At 70.3% G+C, this 20,906-nt stretch carries 14 protein-coding genes; 7 read left to right on the forward strand and 7 right to left on the reverse strand.

The window, feature by feature from the left end:
- Positions 1–37 precede the first annotated feature (37 nt).
- The gene (locus ACGFJ2_RS07770) at positions 38–4,300 is read right to left on the reverse strand and encodes a HAMP domain-containing protein (protein ID WP_393465838.1); all 4,263 of its coding nucleotides are present in this window, start codon (positions 4,298–4,300) and stop codon (positions 38–40) included.
- A 124-nt stretch (positions 4,301–4,424) separates the two neighbouring features.
- Positions 4,425–5,237: an SAM-dependent methyltransferase gene (locus tag ACGFJ2_RS07775; protein ID WP_393465841.1), complete on the reverse strand. Its 813-nt coding sequence runs from the start codon at positions 5,235–5,237 to the stop codon at positions 4,425–4,427.
- Positions 5,238–5,424: 187 nt separating this feature from the next.
- On the opposite strand from ACGFJ2_RS07775, the gene ACGFJ2_RS07780 reads away from it, so the two are divergent.
- A complete protein-coding gene (locus tag ACGFJ2_RS07780; protein WP_393465843.1) occupies positions 5,425–7,557 on the forward strand; it encodes an alpha/beta hydrolase-fold protein in 2,133 nt (710 codons plus the stop codon).
- Positions 7,558–7,575: 18 nt separating this feature from the next.
- Here the strand turns inward: ACGFJ2_RS07780 and ACGFJ2_RS07785 are convergent, their stop codons facing one another.
- From ACGFJ2_RS07785 to ACGFJ2_RS07800, 4 genes are read right to left on the reverse strand one after another with little or no spacing between them, the layout of a single operon-like run.
- Positions 7,576–8,397, reverse strand: a complete 822-nt coding sequence (locus ACGFJ2_RS07785) for a hypothetical protein (RefSeq protein WP_393465845.1) — start codon at positions 8,395–8,397, stop codon at positions 7,576–7,578.
- Between the two features lie 14 nt (positions 8,398–8,411).
- The gene (locus ACGFJ2_RS07790) at positions 8,412–9,191 is read right to left on the reverse strand and encodes an SDR family oxidoreductase (protein ID WP_393465848.1); all 780 of its coding nucleotides are present in this window, start codon (positions 9,189–9,191) and stop codon (positions 8,412–8,414) included.
- A 47-nt stretch (positions 9,192–9,238) separates the two neighbouring features.
- Positions 9,239–10,720: a long-chain fatty acid--CoA ligase gene (locus ACGFJ2_RS07795; protein ID WP_393465850.1), complete on the reverse strand. Its 1,482-nt coding sequence runs from the start codon at positions 10,718–10,720 to the stop codon at positions 9,239–9,241.
- Positions 10,707–12,116: a PucR family transcriptional regulator gene (locus ACGFJ2_RS07800; protein WP_393465853.1), complete on the reverse strand. Its 1,410-nt coding sequence runs from the start codon at positions 12,114–12,116 to the stop codon at positions 10,707–10,709. The genes ACGFJ2_RS07795 and ACGFJ2_RS07800 overlap by 14 nt, the downstream gene beginning before the upstream one ends.
- Before the next feature lie 183 nt (positions 12,117–12,299).
- Between ACGFJ2_RS07800 and ACGFJ2_RS07805 the strand changes: the two genes are divergently transcribed.
- The 6 genes from ACGFJ2_RS07805 to ACGFJ2_RS07830 all read left to right on the forward strand — a co-directional run bounded on the left by ACGFJ2_RS07805 (position 12,300) and on the right by ACGFJ2_RS07830 (position 18,007).
- Positions 12,300–13,058, forward strand: coding sequence for an ABC transporter ATP-binding protein (locus tag ACGFJ2_RS07805; protein WP_357941897.1), 759 nt, complete (start codon positions 12,300–12,302; stop codon positions 13,056–13,058).
- A complete protein-coding gene (locus ACGFJ2_RS07810; RefSeq protein ID WP_393465857.1) occupies positions 13,055–13,771 on the forward strand; it encodes an ABC transporter ATP-binding protein in 717 nt (238 codons plus the stop codon). Before ACGFJ2_RS07805 ends, ACGFJ2_RS07810 begins: the two co-directional genes overlap by 4 nt.
- A gap of 2 nt (positions 13,772–13,773) precedes the next feature.
- Positions 13,774–14,655, forward strand: a complete 882-nt coding sequence (locus tag ACGFJ2_RS07815) for a branched-chain amino acid ABC transporter permease (protein WP_393465859.1) — start codon at positions 13,774–13,776, stop codon at positions 14,653–14,655.
- Positions 14,652–15,683, forward strand: a complete 1,032-nt coding sequence (locus ACGFJ2_RS07820) for a branched-chain amino acid ABC transporter permease (RefSeq protein ID WP_393465862.1) — start codon at positions 14,652–14,654, stop codon at positions 15,681–15,683. The genes ACGFJ2_RS07815 and ACGFJ2_RS07820 overlap by 4 nt, the downstream gene beginning before the upstream one ends.
- Before the next feature lie 5 nt (positions 15,684–15,688).
- Complete coding sequence (locus ACGFJ2_RS07825; protein ID WP_393465865.1) at positions 15,689–16,954, forward strand: ABC transporter substrate-binding protein; 1,266 nt, start codon at positions 15,689–15,691, stop codon at positions 16,952–16,954.
- Positions 16,955–17,473: 519 nt separating this feature from the next.
- Positions 17,474–18,007, forward strand: a complete 534-nt coding sequence (locus tag ACGFJ2_RS07830; RefSeq protein ID WP_393465868.1) for an NUDIX domain-containing protein — start codon at positions 17,474–17,476, stop codon at positions 18,005–18,007.
- Positions 18,008–18,907: 900 nt separating this feature from the next.
- Here ACGFJ2_RS07830 and ACGFJ2_RS07835 read toward each other — a convergent pair.
- Positions 18,908–20,902, reverse strand: a complete 1,995-nt coding sequence (locus ACGFJ2_RS07835; RefSeq protein ID WP_393465871.1) for a hypothetical protein — start codon at positions 20,900–20,902, stop codon at positions 18,908–18,910.
- Positions 20,903–20,906: the final 4 nt, after the last annotated feature.

Genomic DNA, 20,906 nt, shown 5'->3' on the forward strand with positions numbered 1-20,906 from the left:
TCCTGGGGATGGACACGGGCTTGCCCGGGGGACTGCGCTAGGAGGTCATCCAGCGCTGGATCACCTCGATGAGATGGTCGGAGTCGACCGGCTTGGTGACGTAGTCGCTCGCTCCCGCCGCGAGCGACTTCTCCTGGTCGCCCGGCATGGCCTTGGCCGTCACCGCGATGATGGGCAGGCCGACGTATTGAGGCATGGCCCGGATCGCCTCCGTGGCGGCATAGCCATCCATCTCCGGCATCATCACGTCCATCAGGATGAGGTCGGTCTCCGGGTGGGCGATGAGCATGTCGATGCCCTTGCGGCCGTTCTCCGCGTGCAGCACGTTCATGCCGTGAATCTCCAGCATGCTGGTGAGCGCGAACAGGTTCCTGGCGTCGTCGTCGACCACCAGCACCGTACGCCCGGCCAGCGTGTCGTCGACCTCCCGCCCGGCGGGCACGCCCACGTTGGCCGGGCGGACCAGGGGGAGCACGTCGCTCGGCTGGTCGGCGGTCAGGTGCAGGGCGATGCGCTCGCGCAGCTCGTCGAGGCTGGAGAGCAGCTCCAGCGGCCGGTTGCTGGCGCGGGCCTGAAGGGTCGCCTCCTGCTGCGGGTTGGTGCGCCAGTTGTTGTAGGCCAGGACCGGCACCTGCTGGAGCGCGGGGTCGCCGTCCATGGCCTCCAGCAGGCCGTACGCCGCCATATCGGGCATGTCGATGTCGAGGACGATGCAGTGGCACGGCTCGGCGGCGAGCGTGGCGGCGGCCTCCTCCGCACCCGCGGCGGTGACCACCTCGACGGTCCCGTGGAGGTGGGCCAGGTCGCGGGTGTTGGCCAGGTCGGTCACGACGCTCTCGGCGACCAGGGACAGCAGCCCGCGCTGCCGCTCCTCGATGATCAGGAGCCGCCGTTGCTGCGGCACCACGGGCGCGGCGGGCAGGCTCTGCTTGGCGGCGGACGGCAGCGGCCTGGTCTCGGGGGTGGAGTAGTCCTCGAAGTCGGGGCGCGCGATCGGCAGGTAGAGCGTGAAGACACTGCCCTGTCCCGGAGTGCTCTGCGCGGTGATGCCGCCGCCGAGCAGGTAGGCGATCTCGCGGCTGATCGACAGGCCCAGCCCGGTGCCGCCGTACTTGCGGCTGGTGGTGCCGTCGGCCTGCTGGAACGCGCCGAAGATCACCTCCAGCTGCTGCTCGGGGATGCCGATGCCGGTGTCGATGACCCGCAGGGCCACGGCCGCGCCGTGCGGGCGCGCGGGAACGGGCAGCTCGGCCGGGCTGGCCGGTTCGATCCGTAGCTCGACGCTGCCCGTCTCGGTGAACTTGACCGCGTTGGAGAGCAGGTTGCGCAGCACCTGGCGCAGCCGCGAGTCGTCGGTGAGCAGCTCGGTCGGCACGCCCGGCATGGTGGTGATCAGGAAGTCCAGGCTCTTCTGCGTGGTCATCGGCCGGAAGGTGGCCTCGACGTAGTCGAGCAGCTGGCGCAGCGACACGCGTTCGGGGTTGATGTCCATCTTGCCGGCCTCGACCTTGGACAGGTCGAGGATGTCGTTGATCAGCTGCAGCAGGTCGGAGCCGGCCGAATGGATGATGCCCGCGTATTCGACCTGCTTGGCCGTGAGGTTGCGGGTGTGGTTCTGGGCGAGCAGCTGGGCCAGGATGAGCAGGGAGTTGAGCGGGGTGCGCAGCTCGTGGCTCATGTTGGCCAGGAACTCACTCTTGTACTTGGAGGCCAGCGAGAGCTGCTGGGCCCGCTCCTCCAGCTCCTGCCTGGCCTGCTCGATCTCCAGGTTCTTGGTCTCGATGTCGCGGTTCTGGGTGGCCAGCAGCGTCGCCTTCTCCTCCAGCTCCGCGTTGGAGCGCTGGAGCTCCTCCTGCTGGTTCTGCAGCTCCGCCGAGCGGGTCTGCAGCTCGACGGTGAGCCGCTGCGACTCCACCAGCAGCTCGTCGGTGCGGGCGTTGGCGACGATGGTGTTGAGGTTGACGCCGATGGTCTCCATCAGCTGGTCGAGGAACGCCCGGTGGACCGGGGTGAAGGCGTAGACCGAGGCCAGCTCGATGACGCCGAGCACCTGCTCCTCGGCCACGATCGGCAGCACGATCACCGAGACGGGGGCCGTGCGGCCGAGCCCGGAGGAGACAGTGATGTAGTCGGCCGGGATGTCGGTCATGGCGATGGTCTTGTGGGTGCGCGCCGCCTGGCCGACCAGCGCCTCACCGATGCGGAACCGGATCGGCCGCTCGGGGTCGGCGGCGAAGCCGTACGCGCTGATGAGCTGCAGCTCGGTCTCCTCGGCCAGGAAGAAGGCGCCGTATTGAGCCGAGACCAGAGGTGCCAGCTCGTCCATCACCAGCTCGGCGACCGTGGCCAGGTCGCGATGCCCCTGCATCAGCCCGGACATGCGGGCCAGGTTGGACTTGAGCCAGTCCTGCTCCTCGTTGGCCCGGGTGGTCTCGCGCAGCGACTCCACCATCGAGTTGATGTTGTCCTTGAGGTCGGCGAGCTCGCCTTCCGCGTCGACGGTGATGGAGCGCGTCAGGTCGCCCGAGGTGACCGCGCTGGTCACCGCGGCGATGGCGCGGACCTGGCGGGTGAGGTTGCCGGCCAGCTCGTTGACGTTCTCCGTCAGCCGCTTCCAGGTGCCGGAGACCCCTTCGACCTCGGCCTGGCCGCCCAATCGCCCTTCGCTGCCGACCTCGCGGGCCACCCTGGTGACCTCCGCGGCGAAGGAGGACAGCTGGTCGACCATCGTGTTGATGGTGGTCTTGAGCTCCAGGATCTCGCCGCGGGCGTCGACGTCGATCTTGCGGGTCAGGTCGCCCTTGGCCACCGCCGTGGTCACCTGGGCGATGCTGCGTACCTGGTTGGTCAGGTTGTCGGCCATCGAGTTCACGTTGTCGGTGAGGTTCTTCCAGGTGCCCGCCACGTTCGGGACCCGGGCCTGGCCGCCGAGCTGGCCTTCGGTGCCGACCTCGCGGGCGACGCGCGTGACCTCGTCGGCGAAGGCGGACAGGGTGTCCACCATCGTGTTGATGGTCTCGGCGAGCGCGGCGACCTCGCCCTTGGCCTCGACGGTGATCTTCTGCGACAGGTCGCCCTTGGCCACGGCGGTGGCGACCTGGGCGATGCTGCGTACCTGGTTGGTCAGGTTGGAGGCCATGACGTTGACGTTGTCGGTCAGGTCCTTCCAGGTGCCCGACACGCCACGAACCGTGCCCTGGCCGCCCAGGTTGCCCTCGGTGCCGACCTCGCGGGCGACCCTGGTGACCTCGTCGGCGAACGCGGAGAGCTGGTCGACCATCGTGTTGATGGTCTCCTTCAGCTCCAGGATCTCGCCTCGGGCGTCCACCCGGATCTTCTGCGACAGGTCGCCCTTGGCCACGGCGGTGGTGACCTCGGCGATGCTGCGTACCTGGGCGGTGAGGTTGTCGGCCATGACGTTGACCGACTCCGTGAGGTCCTTCCAGGTGCCGGAGACGCCCTTTACGTCGGCCTGCCCGCCGAGCCGTCCGTCGGTGCCGACCTCGCGGGCCACCCTGGTGACCTCGTCGGCGAAGGAGGACAGCTGGTCGACCATGGTGTTGAGGGTGTTCTTGAGCTCCAGGATCTCGCCTCGGGCGGCGACGGTGATCTTCTGCGACAGGTCGCCGCGCGCCACGGCGGTGGCCACCTGCGAGATGTTGCGGACCTGGGCGGTGAGGTTGCCGGCCATGAAGTTCACCGAGTCGGTCAGGTCCCGCCAGGTGCCCGCCACGCCCTTGACGTCGGCCTGGCCGCCCAGCTCGCCCTCGGTGCCGACCTCGCGGGCCACCCTGGTGACCTCGTCGGCGAAGGAGGACAGCTGGTCGACCATCGTGTTGACGGTGTTCTTCAGCTCCAGGATCTCGCCGCGAGCCGCCACGGTGATCTTCTGCGACAGGTCGCCCCGGGCCACGGCCGTGGTCACCTGGGCGATGCTGCGTACCTGGTCGGTGAGGTTGCCCGCCATGGCGTTGACGGACTCCGTGAGGTCCTTCCAGGTGCCGGACACGGCCGGCACCTCGGCCTGCCCGCCGAGCCGCCCCTCGGTGCCGACCTCGCGGGAGACGCGGGTCACCTCGGAGGTGAACAGCGAGAGCTGGTCGACCATGCCGTTGAAGACGGAGGCGATCTCCCCGAGCAGCCCGTCGGCGTCGTCCGGCAGCCGGGTGCCGAAGTCGCCGTCGCGGACCGCGGTCAGGCCGGCCAGCAGCTGCCGGAGCTCCGGCTCGCCGACCTCGCCGACGTCACGTGCCCGCTTGGGACGTCCGGACGAACGTGAGGCCCCCGCTGCGTCACTCATGTTCACCCCTGGTTCTGATCCTGCAGTTGTCAAAGCTTCACCAGGAGAATAGTCAAGCGTGCGAGCTCATCATGCTGATCGCCGAGTGTCGGTCAAGCAACTGTCTGAAAGGCTTGGTGGAAGGTCAGGATTTGCGGCCGACAGCGCCATATTGCGACACTTCCTGGCCGCGATATTGGGTGGTCGGCTCGGGGCGCCACTTCGGCAGCGACACCATGCCCGGCTCGACCAGTTCCATCCCCTTGTAGAACTCCATGAGCTGCTCGATCGTACGGATCGTGATGGGCGTGGCGCCGCTGTCGTTCCAGATGGCCGCGGCGCGGTCCATGGCCGGGCTGCTCACGCTGGAGGCGACGGTCAGATAGCTGCCCGAGGGGAGCGCCCGCATCAGCTCGGCGACGACCGTGTACGCCTGTTCGTCGTCCGGCACGAACTCCACCACGCCCAGCAGCATCAGCCCGACCGGCTGGGTGAAGTCCAGCGCCTTGGCCGCGTGTTCCAGGATCGTCTCCGGGTCGCGCAGGTCGGCGTCGATGTACGTGGTCAGGCCCTCGTCGGTGCCGCGCAGCAGCGCGCGGGCGTGGGCCAGGACGATCGGGTCGTTGTCGACGTACACGATGCGCGCCTCGGGCGCGGCGGCCTGGGCCACCTCGTGGGTGTTGTCGGCCGACGGGATGCCGGTACCGATGTCGAGGAACTGGCGAACCCCCTCCTCCACGACCAGGTGCCGCACCACGCGGGCCAGGAACTCCCGCTCGGCGCGGGCGATGATGGCCAGCTCCGGCATGACCTGGAGGATCTGCTCGCCCGTCTCGCGGTCGGCGGCGTAGTGGTCCTTGCCGCCCAGCCAGTAGTCGAAGACGCGCGCCGGATGAGCCACCGAGGTGTCTATGCGGCTGAGCTGTTCCATGACGTCGTTGTTCGCGTCCTCGGTCATCAGGGGTCCCCAGGTCGTCGCGGTAATGGAGGGCTTATCTCGGCTCAGCCTAGAGGTCATTTCACTGGCAAATCGCAAGAATTACGACATGTGATCATTTGAATACTTGACACGGATCAAAGGCCACCAGGAAACTCTCCTGCACCACCGGACAGATTGTTCGGTAAACGTTTACAGGGAGCGACCGATGCCCTTATCTCGATGGAGCGGTGTCGGTGCGCTCATAGCCCTCGCCCTCGTCGTCCTGCTGGCCGTACCGGGAGAGGCGCGCGTGCGGGCCGACCGGACCGGGACGATCACCGCGGCCGCCGCGCCCTCGGCGGCGCTGGGGGAGAACATCGCCTACAACCTGTATCTGCCGTACGGCTACGCCAAGGGCGCCGATCGCTACCCGGTGCTGTACCTGCTGCACGGGCGCGGCGACACGATGCAGGCGTGGACCCGGGTCAAGGACACGCTCGACGCGATGATCCGGACCCGGCGGATACCGCCGCTCATCGCCGTCATGCCCGACGCGCCGTGGAGCGAGCGCGGCAGCTGGTACGTGGACTCCCGCTACACCGGCTCCGACCTGCCAGGACGGCCGGTCGAGACCGCGCTGACCCGCGACCTGGTCGCCCACGTGGACGCGACGTACCGCACGGCGCCGATCCGCCAGGCCCGCATGGTCGGCGGCTACTCCATGGGCGGCTCGGGCGCGCTGCGCTTCGCGCTGGCCCACCAGGACCTGTTCGGCAGCGCCATCGTGCTCAGCCCGGCCGTTTATACGCCGCTGCCGCCGGGCGACTCCTCCACACGCGACTACGGCGCCTTCGGCCAGGGCGGCGAGAAGTTCGCCGACGCGGTGTACCGGGAGTCGAACTACCCCGCCCTGCTCCCCAAGCTCGACCAGGACCTGCCCGTACGGCTGTTCGTGGCCGTCGGCGACGACGAGTACGCCAACCCCGACCCCGCCGACGCCCAGCACGACCTCGACTTCGAGTCCGCCGCGCTCTACAACGCGGCCCGGCGCTCGCCCGCGATCTCGGCGCAGCTGCGCGTGCTCGACGGCGGCCACGACTGGACCGTCTGGGCGTCCGCGTTCGAGCAGGCGATGGCCGAGCTCGGCCCGGGGCTGAGCGTCACGCCGCCGGCCGGGCTGCCCGCCCCGCTGTACGGCACGGCCGCCCAGGATTGGGCCGGTGGCGTCGCGGCCCACGCCGACGGCTCGCTGACCACCGGGTTCGCGGCGAGCGGACCCGTCGGCGGCCAGCCGTACGCGGGCCGCCTCGACGCGGTGCTGGTCCGCGGCGGCGCGGACGGCTGGACCAGGCAGCTCGGCACCGCCGCCGACGAGCGGTTGTACGGAGTCGCGGCGCTGCCCGACGGCGGCGTCCTCGCGGCCGGCTACACCAAGGGCGACCTGGACGGTCACCACGCGGGCAACGCCACGGACGACGCGTTCGTGGTCCGGCTCGACGCGAAGGGCGCGGTCCGCTGGCTCACCCAGTTCGGCGCGCCCGGCGTGGCCGACCGCCTCTACGGCCTGGCCGCCGCCCCTGACGGCGGCGCCTACGTGGCCGGCTACACCAAGGGCGCCCTCGACGGGGCCAACAGCGGGGACAAGGACGCGCTGGTCGCCCGCCTGTCCGCCGACGGCGCGGTCTCCTGGGTCCGCCAGTACGGTGGGGTGGGCGAGGACAAGGCGTACGGAGTGGCTTCGGACGGGACGAACCTGTACGTGACGGGCAGCGCGACCTCGGCTTTGCCGGGGACGACCGCGCTCGGCGGGCTCGACGGCTGGCTCGCCGCCTACGACCCGAACGGGGCCCGGAAGTGGGCCACCGCGGTGGGCGGCACCGGTGACGACCGGCTGAACGCGGTAGCCATCACCACGGCGGGCCTCGCGGTCGCCACCGGGGGCGTCGGCGGTGATCTGGTCGCGGCGGCGTACACGGGCGCGGGCAAGCAGCGCTGGCAGGCCACCGTCGCCACCCCGGCCGCCGACGAGGGCGCCGCCGTGGTGCCGCTGACCGGGGGCGCGGTCGCGCTGGCCGGATACACCCGGGGCCGGGTGGGCGTGGTGGCGGGCGCGGCCGACGTCCTGACGGTCCGGCTGGACGGTAAGGGGAAGCAGCAGGCCGCCGCCCAGCTCGGCACCGCCCGTGACGACGGCGTCGACCCGTTCTCCGAGGTCAACCTGTACGCCGCCGCCACCCCGTCGGGGCAGGTGGCCGTCTCCGGCCTGACCTACGGCACGCCGACCGGCGGCGAGGCGCCGGGCAACGGCGACGTCTTCACCACCACGATCGACCCGGCCACCGGCCTGCCCAAGGGGTGATCCCAAGGGGTGATGAGGTCAGGCCGGGGTGAGGAGGCCCGCGTCGACGATGGCCCGGCCGAAGGGGCGGGCCAGCTCGGCGAGGCGTTCGCAGCCCTCCTCGCCCAGCGCCGAGTAGGCGGGCAGGGCCAGCGCGTCGGTGCGGGCCTCGATGTGCTGGCGCAGCGTCTTGCCCTCGGCGCTGAGCGTGTGGCCGTCGAGGAGACCGCGTTCGCGCAGGCGTTCCCCGGCCGCTGCCCACTCCGGCTCCGGCCAGGCCCGGCTCAGCTTGAGGAAGTCCACCGGGACCTCCCCGCTGGCGGCGTGCAGCACGAGCGCGTCCAGCGGCCCGACGCCCTCGGCGACCAGCATGCTGATGTGCCCGTCGCCACGGAACTCGCGCAGCAGCGTCTGCGCGTGCCACAGCTGGAGCAGCGGGTCGTCCGGCCAGGCCAGCGCGGCGTGCGCGGCGAACAGCGGGCGGCCCTGCGGATGCTCGCAGGCGGCCTCGGCGGCGCGCCGGGCCAGCTCGAGGACCGTTTCCAGCTCGGGCTGCTCGTGGATGCCCGCCCGGCGCAGGGCCTCGTCGGCCGCCTCGTACCGCGCGGCCAGCACCTGCTCGGGCGTCGCCAGGTCCCAGGCGGCGGGCAGCGCCTTCCGTACGAGGCCGGGGTGGAAGTTGTAGAAGGTCGCGATGACCAGCTCGGCGGAGGCGCGGCCGAGCGCCGCCCCGCGCGAGGCGAAGTAACCGGAGCGGGCGTTCAGCCCCAGCGCGGCGTACCGCTTCCGGCCCTCGGGGACGAAGTAGATCATGCCGTGCACCGGCTCCAGCCGCCGCCAAGCCTGTCGCGCTGCCCTCATGTCAGCGTCCCCCTTCATGACAGTGAGTCCACGAACCGCGCCATCCCGGCCAGCCACCGGTCGGGATCGTCGGCTTTGCGGCGGGCGAAGTCGGCCACCTCGGGGTGCGGGAAGATGTGGAACCGCTCCGCCGCCAGCCCCTCGACCACCGTCCCTGCCACGTCGGCCGGGTCGAGGATCGCCCCGGACGCGCCGACCGCGCGGGCCGTCAGGTGGTCCTCCGCGACGCCGCGCTCCAGCATGGCGGTCCGTACGCCCTGCGGGCACAGCACGCTGACCTTGACGCCCTTGGTCGCGTAGTGGATCGAGACCCACTCGGCGAAGGAGATGGCCGCCGCCTTGGTCACCGCGTAGGGCGCGTCGCCGGGGCAGCTGATCAGTCCGGCCGCCGAGCAGGTGTTGAGCAGGTAGCCGCCGCCCCGCTCGACCATGCCGGGCACGACCGCTCGCGCGGCGTACACGTGGGCCCGCAGGTTGACCGACCACAGGCTGTCCCACTCCTGGTCGGTGGCCTCCAGCCCGTGCCCGGCGATGACGCCCGCGTTGGAACAGAACAGATCGGGCGGGCCGAAGGGCGTCTCCGCCAGCGCGGCTACCTCGGCCTCCACCGACACGTCGGTCCGTACGGCCATGGCCCGGTCGCCGATCTCCTTCGCCACCGCGCCCGCGCCCGCCTCGTCGAGATCGGCGACCACCACTCCGGCCGCCCCCTCGGCGGCGAACCTGAGCGCCATGGCCCGGCCGATCCCGCTCGCCGCCCCCGTGACGACGACGACCTTGTCCCGCACCCGCATGAAGCCACCTTCCTAACCGACCAGCCGGTATCCAGAACGTAGTTCTACTACCGGTGGCGAGTCAACGTCTCGATGGCGCGCTTGAGGACCTTGCCGGTGGGGCTCATGGGCAGCTCGTCGGCGAAGGTGACGTGCCGGGGATACTTGTACGCCGCCACCCGCTCCCTGACGAAGGCCCGCAGCTCGTCGGCCTCGACCGGCGCGCGCAGCGTCACCACGGCCGCGATCTCCTCCCCGAGCTCCGGGTGGGGGACCCCGATGACCGCCGCCTGCCGTACGGCGGGATGCTCGTACAGGACCTCCTCCACCTCGCGCGGGTAGACGGTGTAGCCGCCCCGGATGATCACGTCGCGGCGGCGGTCGACCAGGAAGAAGAACCCGTCCTCGTCGACCCGGCCGAGGTCGCCGGTGTGGAACCAGCCGTCGCGGATCGCCTCAGCGGTGGCGGCCGGATTGTTCCAGTAGCCCTTCATCACGTTGGGGCCCCGGACGACGATCTCGCCGATGTGGCCGGTCGGCGCCTCGCCGCCGTCCTCGTCGACCACCTTCATCTGGACGTCCTTGATCGGGCGGCCGATCGACCCCGGCCGGGTGCCGTTGCGGCCCCGGTTGGACGAGGCGACGGGCGAGGTCTCGCTGAGCCCGTAGCCCTCCACGATCGAGCAGCCGAACCGCGTCTCGTACGCCCGCAGCACGTCCAGCGGCAGCGCCGCCCCGCCGGAGACCAGGATGCGCAGCAGTGACATGTCGGAGGCGCCCGGATGGTCGAGCAGCGCGATGTACATGGTCGGCACGCCTTGGAAGACCGTGACGCCGTCCCGCCGGATGACCTCCAGCGCCCGGCCCGCCTCGAAGCGAGGTAGCAGCGTGAGGCGCGCGCCGGCCTGGACGGTGGCGTTGAGCGAGCAGGTCTGCCCGAAGGAGTGGTAGAGCGGCAGTGCCCCGAGCACGACGTCGTCCACCCCGAGCGCGTGCATGCGGGCGACGGCCGCGGCGTTGCCGCCGAGGTTGCCGTGGGTCAGCTCGACGCCCTTGGCCCGGCCGGTCGTGCCGGAGGTGTAGTGGATGACCGCCGTCTCGCCGTCCGCGCGCGCGGTGACGTCGTGCTCGGCGGCCAGGCCGCGCAGCAGCCGCTGGAACTCGCCCGGCACGACGAAGAAGCAGTCGGTCAGGGTGCCGGCGGTGCCCGCCTCGGCGGTCTCCGCGAAGGCGTGCCAGGCGATCAGCAGGCAGGCCCCGCAGTCACCGACGTACGCGGCGATCTCCCTCCTGCGCAGCAGCGGATCCAGCGGAACGACGACTGCCCCGATCCGCAGCACCCCGTAGTAGACGACGGCGAACTCCGGAACGTTCGGCAGCATGATCGCCACCCGGTCGCCCGCGCCGATCCCGCGCAGCCGCAGCAGGGCGGCGACGCGGGCGCTCATCAGGTCGAGCGCGCCGTAGGTGAGCGCCTCGTCGTCGAGCGTGACAACCGTCCTCCCGCCGAGCCGATCGGCGACGGTGTGGAGCCGGTCAGCGAGATTCATGGAACGACCGTACGTCCCCGCTCCCACGTCGCTCATCGGTCACGGTGGCCAGTCTTTGCCCCCCGTGGTTGGTGTTGGGCGGCTGCTTGGGGGTGAGTGGCAGGGAGTCGTGGAGGGCGATGGCCACGAGCAGGTCGAGCAGGTCGCTGATCCGGCGCAGGCTGCGACCGGTGCGCTCCTGGATGCGGCGCAGGCGGTACTGAGCGGTGTTGGGGTGGATCTGCAGCCGCTCGGCCGAGGCGCGCAGGTTGAGGTCGGCGGCGGCGAAGGCGCGGATCGTGGCGGTGAGCACGCCGCCGCGCGCCCGGTCCTCGGACAGGAGCGCGGTGATCCGCGGATCCACCAGATGGCGGGCGGTGTCGTCGGCCCTCAGCGCCAAGTACTGGAACGGCGAGAGCCGGGGGAGCGCCGCCACACCGCCGTCCTCCGGCAGGAACTCCAGCACGGTACGGGCCTCGTCGTACGCCTGCGGGATCCCGGCCGTCCCGGCGACGACCGTGCTGACGCCCATCGCCAGCACGATCCCCTCGCCCATGAGGCTCTCGCGCACGGCCTGCAGCCGCTCGCACAGCTCCTCGGGGTCGCCGCCGGGGCCGAGCGCGGGGATGGCGACGATCTCCGACTGCCGCACGACCGACAGCGTCCGCGCGCCGTTCGCCCCGGCCCTGGACAGGGCCGCGCAGGCCGCGTGCCGCGCGTCCACGCCGCGGTCGGAGTCCGGGTTCCCGCCGATCACGAGCGCGCGCGGCCCGAGCAGGACCGCGATCACCACCAGCAGGGGCGAGCGGGTGTCGGACCCCAGACCGTACGCCTGGGCCGCGGCCAGTTGCCCGCCGCGCGTGGGCGCGCCGCCGGCCAGCAGGGTCTCCAGCAGGTCCCTGCTCTCGTGTACGGCCTCCGCCGCGGCGTAGTGCTGGAACTCCATGTACGCGTTGGCCGCGTGCGTACTGGCGAAGTCGCAGTAACGCATGATCGGGCCCGCCAGAGAGAGGGCGGCCTCGTGGCCGGCGGCCGAGTGGCCGGCCCGCTCCAGCACCGACCCCCAGAAGACCCGCTGGCCGACGCGGAAGGCGTTGATGTAGTCGGCCAGGGCGAGCCCGGCCCTGGCCCGCCGCATGGCGGCCCGGCGCGCGAAGGCGATGTCGTCGACGGTGACCGTGCGGTCTTCGAGCATCACGGCCAGCTTGCTGCGGTAATGGCGGACCACCTGGTCGCGTACGTCGGCGAGGAAGTTCTCGTCCTGAGCCGCGTAGGCGGGGATCTCGGTCCGCATCGTCTGAACGGCCGTGTCGGCGAGGTCGGCTAGATGATCGAGGAGCTCGGAGAGGATGCGCGTGCGCTGGACGCGGACCGTCGCCGAACCGGTGAGCGTTTCCGTGCTGAAACCACCGGACATGCCGGGATGATCCATGCACTTTGCCGGGCGGTCAACAGGTCGTAACCGGTCCGAGACAGACCCTGTGCCCGGCGGACAACAGCCGGCACGCATCTTGGGTGACCGTGCCCAATGTGGTGTCGGACGGGTGACTTCTACGCTTTCAGCACGTTGTTCGCCGCTCACCGTCAGCGGGAGGCCGGAGTGCTGGAGGTAAGCGAGCTCACGGTCCGATTCGGTGGCATCACGGCGCTCGACGGCGTGGGCTTCTCGGTGCGGCGCGGCGAGATGGTGGGGCTCATCGGGCCGAACGGCGCGGGCAAGACCACGCTGTTCAACTGCCTGACCCGCCGCCACGACGCCGACGCGGGCCGGGTCGAGTACGAGGGGCGGGACCTGCTCGCCGTACCTCCGCACGCGATCGCGGCCTTGGGCATCGCCAGGACCTTCCAGAACCTCGGCCTCTTCCCGCGCATGTCGGTCCGCGACAACACGCTGGTCGGCGCGCACCACCGCGGCCGGGCCGGCTTCCTCACCGCGGGCCTGCGCCTGCCCGGCGTGCGCCGCGAGGAGGCCGGGCTGCGCGCCGAGGCCGACGCGGTGCTCGACCGGCTGGCGCTGACCGAGGTCGCCGACCACCCGGCCGCCGGGCTCCCGTTTGGCACGCTCAAGCGGGTGGAACTGGCCAGGGCGCTGGTCGGCCGCCCCGAGCTGCTGCTGCTCGACGAGCCGGTGAACGGGCTCAGCTCGGCGGAGGTCGAGGAGTTCGCCGGCGTCCTGCGCGCGATCCGCGACGAGTACGACCTGACCATGGTCGTGGTCGAGCACCACATGGGCTTCGTCATGGGAATCTGCGACCGGATCGTCTGCCTGGACTTCGGCCGCAAGATCGCCGAGGGAGCTCCGGCCGAGGTTCAGCGCGATCCCGGGGTCATCGAGGCGTACCTGGGGACCGCCGTATGAGCGAGCTGGTGGTGACGGACCTGGTCGCCGGATACGGCGACGCGAAGGTGCTGCACGGGCTGAGCCTGACGGTCGGTCCGGGGGAGATCTGCGCGATACTCGGGCCGAACGGAGCCGGCAAGACGACCCTGCTGCGGGCGCTGTCCGGCATGGTCCGCGGGCGCGGCAGCGTCCGGCTCGGCGGGACCGAGCTGACCGGCCGCTCGCCGGACGCGATCGCCCGGCGCGGCGTCGCCCACGTGCCCGAGGGCCGCGGCACGTTCATGCCGCTCACCGTCGAGGAGAACCTGCGCCTGGGCGCCTACGTACGCCGGGGCAGAACCGGCGTGGACGCCGACCTCGACCGCATCTACACCTACTTCCCGGCGCTGAAGCCCAGGCTGCGGCAGGCGGCGGGCAGCCTCAGCGGCGGCGAGCAGCAGATGCTGGCCATCGGCCGCGCGCTCATGCTGCGCCCCCGGCTGCTCCTGCTGGATGAGCCGTCGCTGGGCCTGGCGCCGCTGGTCACCCGGGAGCTGTTCCGCATCGTGCGGGCGATCAACGAACAGGAGCGGACCACCGTGGTCGTCGTCGAGCAGAACGCCCATCTCGCCCTCGGCATCGCCCAGCAGGCGCATGTCCTGGAGACCGGCCGGATCGTGCTGTCGGGTACGGCGGAGCGGATCAGGGCGGACGAGCAGGTCGCCCAGTCCTACCTCGGATACCGGGTCTAGCCATGGCCGGCTTCCTGCAGCAGGTCGTCGAGGGGCTCGGCGCGGGCGCCATCTACGCCAGCCTGGCTCTCGCGCTGGTGCTGATCTACCAGTTCACCGGCATCGTCAACTTCGCCCAGGGCGAGCTGGCGATGTTCTCCACCTACCTGGCCTGGCAGTTCACCGCCGCCGGGCTGCCGTTCTGGCTGGCGCTGGTCAGCACGCTCGTGGTGTCGTTCGCGGGCGGCATGCTCATCGAGCGAGTGATCATCCGCCCGGTCGAAGGCGCCCCCGAGCTGACCGTGGTGATCGTCACCGTGGGGCTGTTCATCTTCGTGAACGCCGCCGCCGGGTGGATCTGGTCGTTCACCATCAAGGACTTCCCCAACCCGTTCCCCGAGGGCGCGCTCACGGCAGGGAGCGTCAGCGTGGGGTACTCGACGCTGGGCATCCTCGGCGTCGTCACCGTGGTGATGGGCCTGCTGTACCTGCTCTTCCAGCACACCAAGATCGGTCTGGGCATGCGCGCGGTGGCCTCCAGCTCGCAGTCCGCCCGGCTCGTCGGCATCCGGGTGGGCTGGACGCTCGCGCTCGGCTGGGGCCTGGCCGCCACGGTCGGCGCGGTGTCGGGCGTGCTGGTGGCGCCGCTGCTCTTCCTGGACCCCAACCTGATGGGCGGGGTGCTCATCTACGCGTTCGCGGCGGCGACGCTCGGCGGGTTCGACAGCCCGGTGGGCGCGGTCGTGGGCGGCCTGATCGTCGGCGTGGCCGAGACGCTGGCCGGGGCGTACGTCGGCTTCATCGGATCGGATCTCAAGATCGGGGTGCCGCTGGTCATCATCCTCGGCGTCCTGCTGCTGCGGCCTCAAGGGCTGTTCGGGCGAGCGGTGGTGGAGCGGGTATGAGCGAGTCGGCGGAGGCGACCGGTGCGCCGGTCGCGAAGGGGCCTGGCGGGCGGGTCTTCCGGCGGTGGCGGGTGCCCGCGAACTGGAGCTGGATCGTCGTGGCGCTGCTGCTCGCGCTGGCCTGCTACGCGCCCTTCCAACTGGTGCCGTTCCGGGTCTTCCAGTTCACCATGGTGCTGATCTACGCGGTGGCGCTGCTCGGGCTGAACCTGCTCGTCGGGCACGCGGGCCAGATCTCGCTAGGGCACGGCGCCTTCTTCGCCGTCGGCGCCTACACCACGGCGATCCTGCTGCACAGCTGGGACGTGCCGTACCCGGCCACGCTGCCGGCCGCCGCCGTGGTGGCGTTCGCGCTGGGACTGGCGCTCGGCGTGCCCGCCGTCCGGCTGCGCGGCCTCTACCTGGCTCTGGTGACCCTGACCATCGCGATCTTCCTGGTGCCGCTGCTCAAACGGTTCGAGTCGGTCACCGGCGGCTCCATGGGGCTGACGCTGGCCAAGCCGGCGCCGCCCGCGTGGACGGGACTGGCCGAGGACCAATGGCTGTACTTCCTCACGCTGGCCGTGGCCGTCGCGGCGTTCCTGGTGACCCGCAGCGTGCTGCGCTCACGGGTCGGCCGGGCGCTGCACGCCATCCGGGACAACGAGGCGGCGGCCGAGGTCATGGGCGTGCGGCTGTCGTTCTACAAGACGCTCTCCTTCGCCTGGAGCGCGATGCTCGCCGGGATCGCGGGCTGCCTCTACACGTGGGTGATCGGGTACGTCTCGCCGGACTCGTTCGTCGTCACGCTCTCGATCACGCTGCTGGCGGGCCTCGTCGTGGGCGGCCTCGGCTCGTACTGGGGGCCGCTGCTGGGCGGGCTGTTCGTCATGTTCGTGCCGAGCATCGCCCAGAGCGTGAACGACGCCGCGCCCGGCGTCGTCTTCGGCCTGCTGATCATCGCGGTGATGTACGTCGCCCCGACCGGCCTGGCCGGGCTGGCGGGCCGCGCGGCGTACTCGATCAAGAAGACCCTCCGGAAGGAGTAACAGGCATGCGCGTATCCGTTATCGGCTGTACGGCGATGCTCCTGGCCGCGGTGGCGGCCTGCGGGGGGCGGGGCGGGACCGAGCCGGGCACCACGGCGTCGGGGCCGTGCCAGGGCCAGCAGACGACCGGCATCACCGACAAGAGCATCAAGCTCGGCGGCATCTACCCGCTGTCGGGACCCGCCTCCGCCTACGGTGACATCCCCAAGGGCATCAAGGCGTACTTCGACTACATCAACGCCGAGAAGAACGGCATCGGCGGGCGCAAGGTCGAGTTCGTGGTCCGCGACGACGGCTACCAGCCGCCCAAGGCGGTCGAGGAGGCCCGCCGGCTCGTCGAGCAGGAGCAGGTGTTCGCGCTGTTCCAGACGCTGGGCACCCCCTCGACGACGGCGACCTGGGACTACACCAACCAGCAGAAGGTGCCGCAGATCTTCGTCGCGACCGGCGCCTCGAAGTGGGGCACCGACACCAAGCACCCGTGGACCATCGGCTGGCAGCCCAACTACATCTCCGAGGCGCGCGTCTACGCCCAATACCTCAAGAAGGAGAAACCCAACGCCAAGGTCGCGGTGCTCTACCAGAACGACGACTTCGGCAAGGACCTGTTCGGCGGCTTCAAGCGGGCCATCGAGGGCAGCGGGATCACCGTCGTCGGCGAGCAGAGCTACGAGGTCACCGACCCGAGCGTCGACCCTCAGATGCGCAACCTCGCCGGCTCCAAGGCCGACGTGTTCCTCAACATCACCACACCCAAGTTCGGCTCACAGGCACTGGCCGCCGACGCCAAGAACACCACCTGGAACCCGCTGCACATCCTCAACAACGTCTCCGCCTCGATCACCGTGCTCAAGCCGGTCGGCTTCGAGAACGTACAAGGCGTCGTGTCCTCCACCTACTACAAGGACCCCAGGGACGCGACGTGGAACGACGACGCGGAGATGAAGCTCTACAAGGCGAAGATGGCGCAGTACGCCCCGGGCACCGACCCGAACGTACCGTTCTTCACCTTCGGCTGGGCGGTGGCCGACTCCTTCAACAAGACGATGTCAGCCGCGAAGTGCCCGACCCGCGAGGGGCTGCGCGACGCGATGCGCAGCCTGAGCAACGTGCAGATCAACATGCTGCTCCCGGGGGTGACGATGAACACCGCCGCCGATGACGGTTTCCCGATCGAGTCGATGCAGCTCATGAAGTTCAGGGGCGAGCGGTGGGAGCTGTTCGGGAACGTGATCGACACCCGCAAGGAGTTCGGGCCGCTGACGGGCTGAACAAGCATGGGCCTTCGCTTTTGGGGGCGCTGTCGCGCTGTCGGCTTCGGGCTGCGTCCAGTGGGGGGCAGCGCCCCCCACGCCCCCACCTTCACAAGCGTGGTCCTCGCTAATCGCTCGGGCGCCTCCCAAACGCAAGCGGCCCCATGACCGGAGCGAGCCCATCCAGCTCCAACAGGCGATCACTCAGCATCAAGAAGCCGTGCCAAAGCCGACGACAACGGCGCCCGGGTTTGGCACTCAGTAGTGGTTGCGCCCATGGAAGGGGCGTTCGAGTCCCCCTCCGGAGACGTACCTTTTGCACACGTGGGGCCGCCGCGACCGTGCCACCTCCACCCACTGCACCCCGCCCGGCGTTCATTAGGTCAAGGGGTTGTCGGAAACGGAGCTGTCGGGTTCACTTCGACTGCCACAGTGGGCTTGGCGCCGTACCGAGTGATGCCAGCGGGACGCTAGTGTTCGTGGGCGCTCGGCCCCACTACAGCGCTGTAAGGACTGCCATTGAGTGACCATCACGCCATGCCTCTCGATGCCCCGTTCGGCAGGATCAAGGTCCGTGTCAGCGCCCTGGTCTTCTGCGGCAACGAGGTCGCACTTTTGCGCAGGGACCGCGCCAACAACATCCACTTCTTCACCACGATCGGCGGGAACGTTTCCGCGGGCGAACCACTCGATACCGCCCTCGCCCGTGAACTCGAAGAAGAGCTCGCCCTCGCGCCAGGCTTGGGAACGGAGCCGGAACTGCTGTGGCTGATGGATGTGAGGGTAACGCGGCCGGGAAACACGCCTTCGCCGCGCAAGCTCCACCTGATCTATCGCCTCCACGTCAGCACGGATGTCCGTCGCACTCTCGCCACTCACGAATTCGACGAACTCACCGACGGCGGCCATGAGGTCGGCCATGTGCAGTGGATCGACTACCAGCAGGCCGCCGCGGACCTGCGGTTGTTCCCTCCTATCGGAGCGGCGCTCGCCCAGTTGGCCAGTCCGACCGCGAGACCAAGCACCGTGGAACTGCCCGCAATAACGGACAAGGAGTACTCCTGGGTCTGATGCGGCCCGCCCGACCGAGCATCGGCTGTTGGGGTGCCGGCAGTACCCACGAACATCCAATGGCCCTGTCCGTGGCCTGCGGTGATTCGTCGGAAGGAGGACACGGAGTGCGGCGTCGGGCGATAGTCGGCGTCGACGGTGATGCGGCGGCGGAAGTCTCTTCGCCCAGACGGGCGTAGTGCCCGAGGCTGGCCAGGGGCTGGAGGGCGGAATTTGGCATGAAGTTCGGGGGCGGTGCGGTCGGCGGCGGCCAGGGCGTTGCCGAGGTTGTTCAGTGACGCCCTGGTGATGATGGGACCCCCAGCGTTCGCATCACAGGGCGCATCGGCGTCACTGCTACAGCCGGTGCGGCGGCGCGGTTCTTTCCCGCGCCCGCGTCGCCACACCTGGCCTGAGATTCCCCTGGGCAGGGTCGCCATGGGTGGCTCTCCGGCCGATTCCTGCCCGTCCCTGTGCCTCCACCGTGTGTTTCCCCGACCGGTCATCTCGGTCCGGGTACGCTCGTCCACCCCATAACGCGCGGACCCTTCCCACCTCAGGCAGAGACGGCACGGGCATGGACCCGTGTGCGGGGGCGGGGGAGGGTGTCCGCATCGTTATCTTTGGTGACTCTCAGTCGTGAAGCAAGTACTTCAAGTAGTGTTGACGGCTACTTGACGCACAGTATCTGGGGGTCCGTACGGCATGTTGGGCAGGTCAGATGCGGACGAGCGGCACTACCGGGCTGAACGAGCGGTGGCCGCCGATGAGTCGGTGTCGTGGGTGGTGGTCTTCCCCGTCAAGTCTGCGTGTTGAACTCTTGCAGATGTCTCGGCGACGTCCCGATGCCCGACGGTGTAGCCCGGAGCGTCGCGGCGCCGGCCGATCACGGACGCGGAGGCTGTGTGGCAGCGTCAGTGATTACGAGGCTTCACTAGAGGTGTCCGCTGCGGCGAGGTGGTCGTGCAGGGCGGCGTGGCGGAACTGATAGACCGGGCCGACGGCACGCAGCAGCCCCAGGCGGTGAACGTCGTCGAGGAACTCCATGATCCGCCAGGGAAGCCGGTGTTGGAGGGTCAGCCGGGACACGGCGATGGTGCAGACCAGCCACGCATTATGGTTCCCCATTACGAGTCCGCCCAAAGGTCCGAACGCGAGCCCGCCCAGGAGTGCGGCCGCGAGCCCGAACTCGAGCCCGCCCGTGACCCCGAACACGAGCCCGACCAGGACCATGCGGAGAAGGGTGAGGGCTCCGTCGGCTTGCCAGCTAGAGCGGGATGTGCTGGTCGATGTGAGTGTGGGTTGTTCCGCCCATTTGATCAGCCCGATTGCCACTGTGATCGGCCCAGACATGGGCCCGGCCGCAATCCAGGCCATGGCCCCAGCAATGAGCCCGACCACGAGCCCGACCACGAGCCCGAACTGGAGCCCGACCACGAGCCCGGCCCAGAGCCCGACCTTCAGCGCGCCCCCGAGGCCGCCTCTGATGGAGCGGAGGAGAAGCAGTGTTCGTCCGCGCAGGCGGAGGTTGGCGCAGCCAGGTGTGTCGTTTGCCCAATCCCTGGCGCACGCGAGCCCGACTATGCCGGATATGAGGGCGACCGCGAGCCCGACGCCGAGCCCGACGCCGAGCCCGAACATCAGTCCGATCGTGAGTCCGATCGTGAGTCCGAACGTGAGTCCGACTGCTGACTGGATGTGAGGCGTGGTGCTAGCGATGCGCCACCAGGCGATGTCGCGGGTGGCGACTGGGGGGAAGGCGCGGGCCAAATAGGTCAGGTGGCGTCGGGTGGCGTCGGGGTCGAGCCGGTGACGGGGTCGAAAGTGGGTGGTGGGGTCGGTGCTGGGCGGGCGCGCCTTGATCAGGGCGGGGATGAGCCGGTCGAGCAGGTGGGCGCGCAGCGCATCGGCGTCGCGGCCGAGTGGACCGGTCAGCGGGGCGGGGTCGGCTCCGGGGGTCAGGTAGACGGCGCGGATCAGCCACAGGCCCAGCGGAGTGGCGGCGAGCTCGGATAGGCCGGGGACGGCGCGGGAACGCAGCGCGGTCAGGACCTGGGTCCAGGCATCGGATGGGGAGGCGAACAGGCAGGCGGTCAGGTAGTCCGCTGCGGCGTGCGGGGTGATGGGCTTGGGGACGATGACCGCGGCGGCGTTCAGCGGACGGCCGACCTCGTGAACAGCGGTGGTGAACTCGGTCCGGCGGCTGGTGAGGATGAGCTGGTCGCGGGCGGTCAGCGAGGCATTGAGCGCGTCGATCACCCGGGCCCGCGCGGGTACGGGGATTTCGTCGAGACCGTCCAGGACGGGCAGGATGTGGCCGCCTTCGGCCAGCGCGGCGGCGGCGCCGGAACCGAGCTGCGGGGCGGTCAGCGCCGGGTAGTCCTGGGTGAGACGGACGGCAAGCCAGTCCTGCAGCCGGGGATGAACGCCGGTGTCCCAGCCGGAGACCGGCAGTAGCACCGGCACCGGAACGACCTCCCCCTCGGCCGCGGCGGCCTGGTCGGCCGCGCGGGTGGCCAGCAGCTGCAGCAGCAGCTGAATCGCCAAGGTGGTCTTGCCCATGCCCGCGCCGCCGGCGATGACCAGCCGCCGCCGCTTCAGGGCGCGGAAGGCGTCCGCCAGCGCGGCGATGTGGTGACTACGGCCGGTGAACGCCCGCCCATCGCCGGGCGTAATCTGGTCGGGCGGGCCTATCACCGTCTTCTCGGCGATGAGCTTCCAGTGCACCGGGATCGGTTCGGGGTTATCCAGCGGCCGGTGGCGGGCTTCGTCGCGCCACTGCCGCTCCACCAGGCCAGCCAGCACCTGCGCGGCAGTCTTCACATCGGCGTCCGTATCGGCCGTGTCGGCTGCGGAGGTGGAGCGACGGGCCCAGGCCCATACCCCGCCCACCAGCATGGCCCCGGCCAGTGTCACGGCG

The sequence above is a fragment of the Nonomuraea sp. NPDC049028 genome (genome assembly GCF_043197735.1).
Classification (GTDB): Bacteria; Actinomycetota; Actinomycetes; order Streptosporangiales; family Streptosporangiaceae; genus Nonomuraea.

What these genes read in the sequence shown, in the direction of transcription:
- ACGFJ2_RS07815 (WP_393465859.1), top strand. Translation starts at nt 13,774, where the DNA reads ATGGCCGGCTTCCTGCAGCAGGTCGTCGAGGGGCTCGGCGCGGGCGCC.
- ACGFJ2_RS07790 (WP_393465848.1), bottom strand. Translation starts at nt 9,191, where the DNA reads ATGCGGGTGCGGGACAAGGTCGTCGTCGTCACGGGGGCGGCGAGCGGG.
- ACGFJ2_RS07800 (WP_393465853.1), bottom strand. Translation starts at nt 12,116, where the DNA reads ATGTCCGGTGGTTTCAGCACGGAAACGCTCACCGGTTCGGCGACGGTC.
- ACGFJ2_RS07780 (WP_393465843.1), top strand. Translation starts at nt 5,425, where the DNA reads ATGCCCTTATCTCGATGGAGCGGTGTCGGTGCGCTCATAGCCCTCGCC.
- ACGFJ2_RS07795 (WP_393465850.1), bottom strand. Translation starts at nt 10,720, where the DNA reads ATGAATCTCGCTGACCGGCTCCACACCGTCGCCGATCGGCTCGGCGGG.
- ACGFJ2_RS07785 (WP_393465845.1), bottom strand. Translation starts at nt 8,397, where the DNA reads ATGAGGGCAGCGCGACAGGCTTGGCGGCGGCTGGAGCCGGTGCACGGC.
- ACGFJ2_RS07825 (WP_393465865.1), top strand. Translation starts at nt 15,689, where the DNA reads ATGCGCGTATCCGTTATCGGCTGTACGGCGATGCTCCTGGCCGCGGTG.
- ACGFJ2_RS07770 (WP_393465838.1), bottom strand. Translation starts at nt 4,300, where the DNA reads ATGAGTGACGCAGCGGGGGCCTCACGTTCGTCCGGACGTCCCAAGCGG.
- ACGFJ2_RS07810 (WP_393465857.1), top strand. Translation starts at nt 13,055, where the DNA reads ATGAGCGAGCTGGTGGTGACGGACCTGGTCGCCGGATACGGCGACGCG.
- ACGFJ2_RS07775 (WP_393465841.1), bottom strand. Translation starts at nt 5,237, where the DNA reads ATGACCGAGGACGCGAACAACGACGTCATGGAACAGCTCAGCCGCATA.
- ACGFJ2_RS07820 (WP_393465862.1), top strand. Translation starts at nt 14,652, where the DNA reads ATGAGCGAGTCGGCGGAGGCGACCGGTGCGCCGGTCGCGAAGGGGCCT.
- ACGFJ2_RS07830 (WP_393465868.1), top strand. Translation starts at nt 17,474, where the DNA reads ATGCCTCTCGATGCCCCGTTCGGCAGGATCAAGGTCCGTGTCAGCGCC.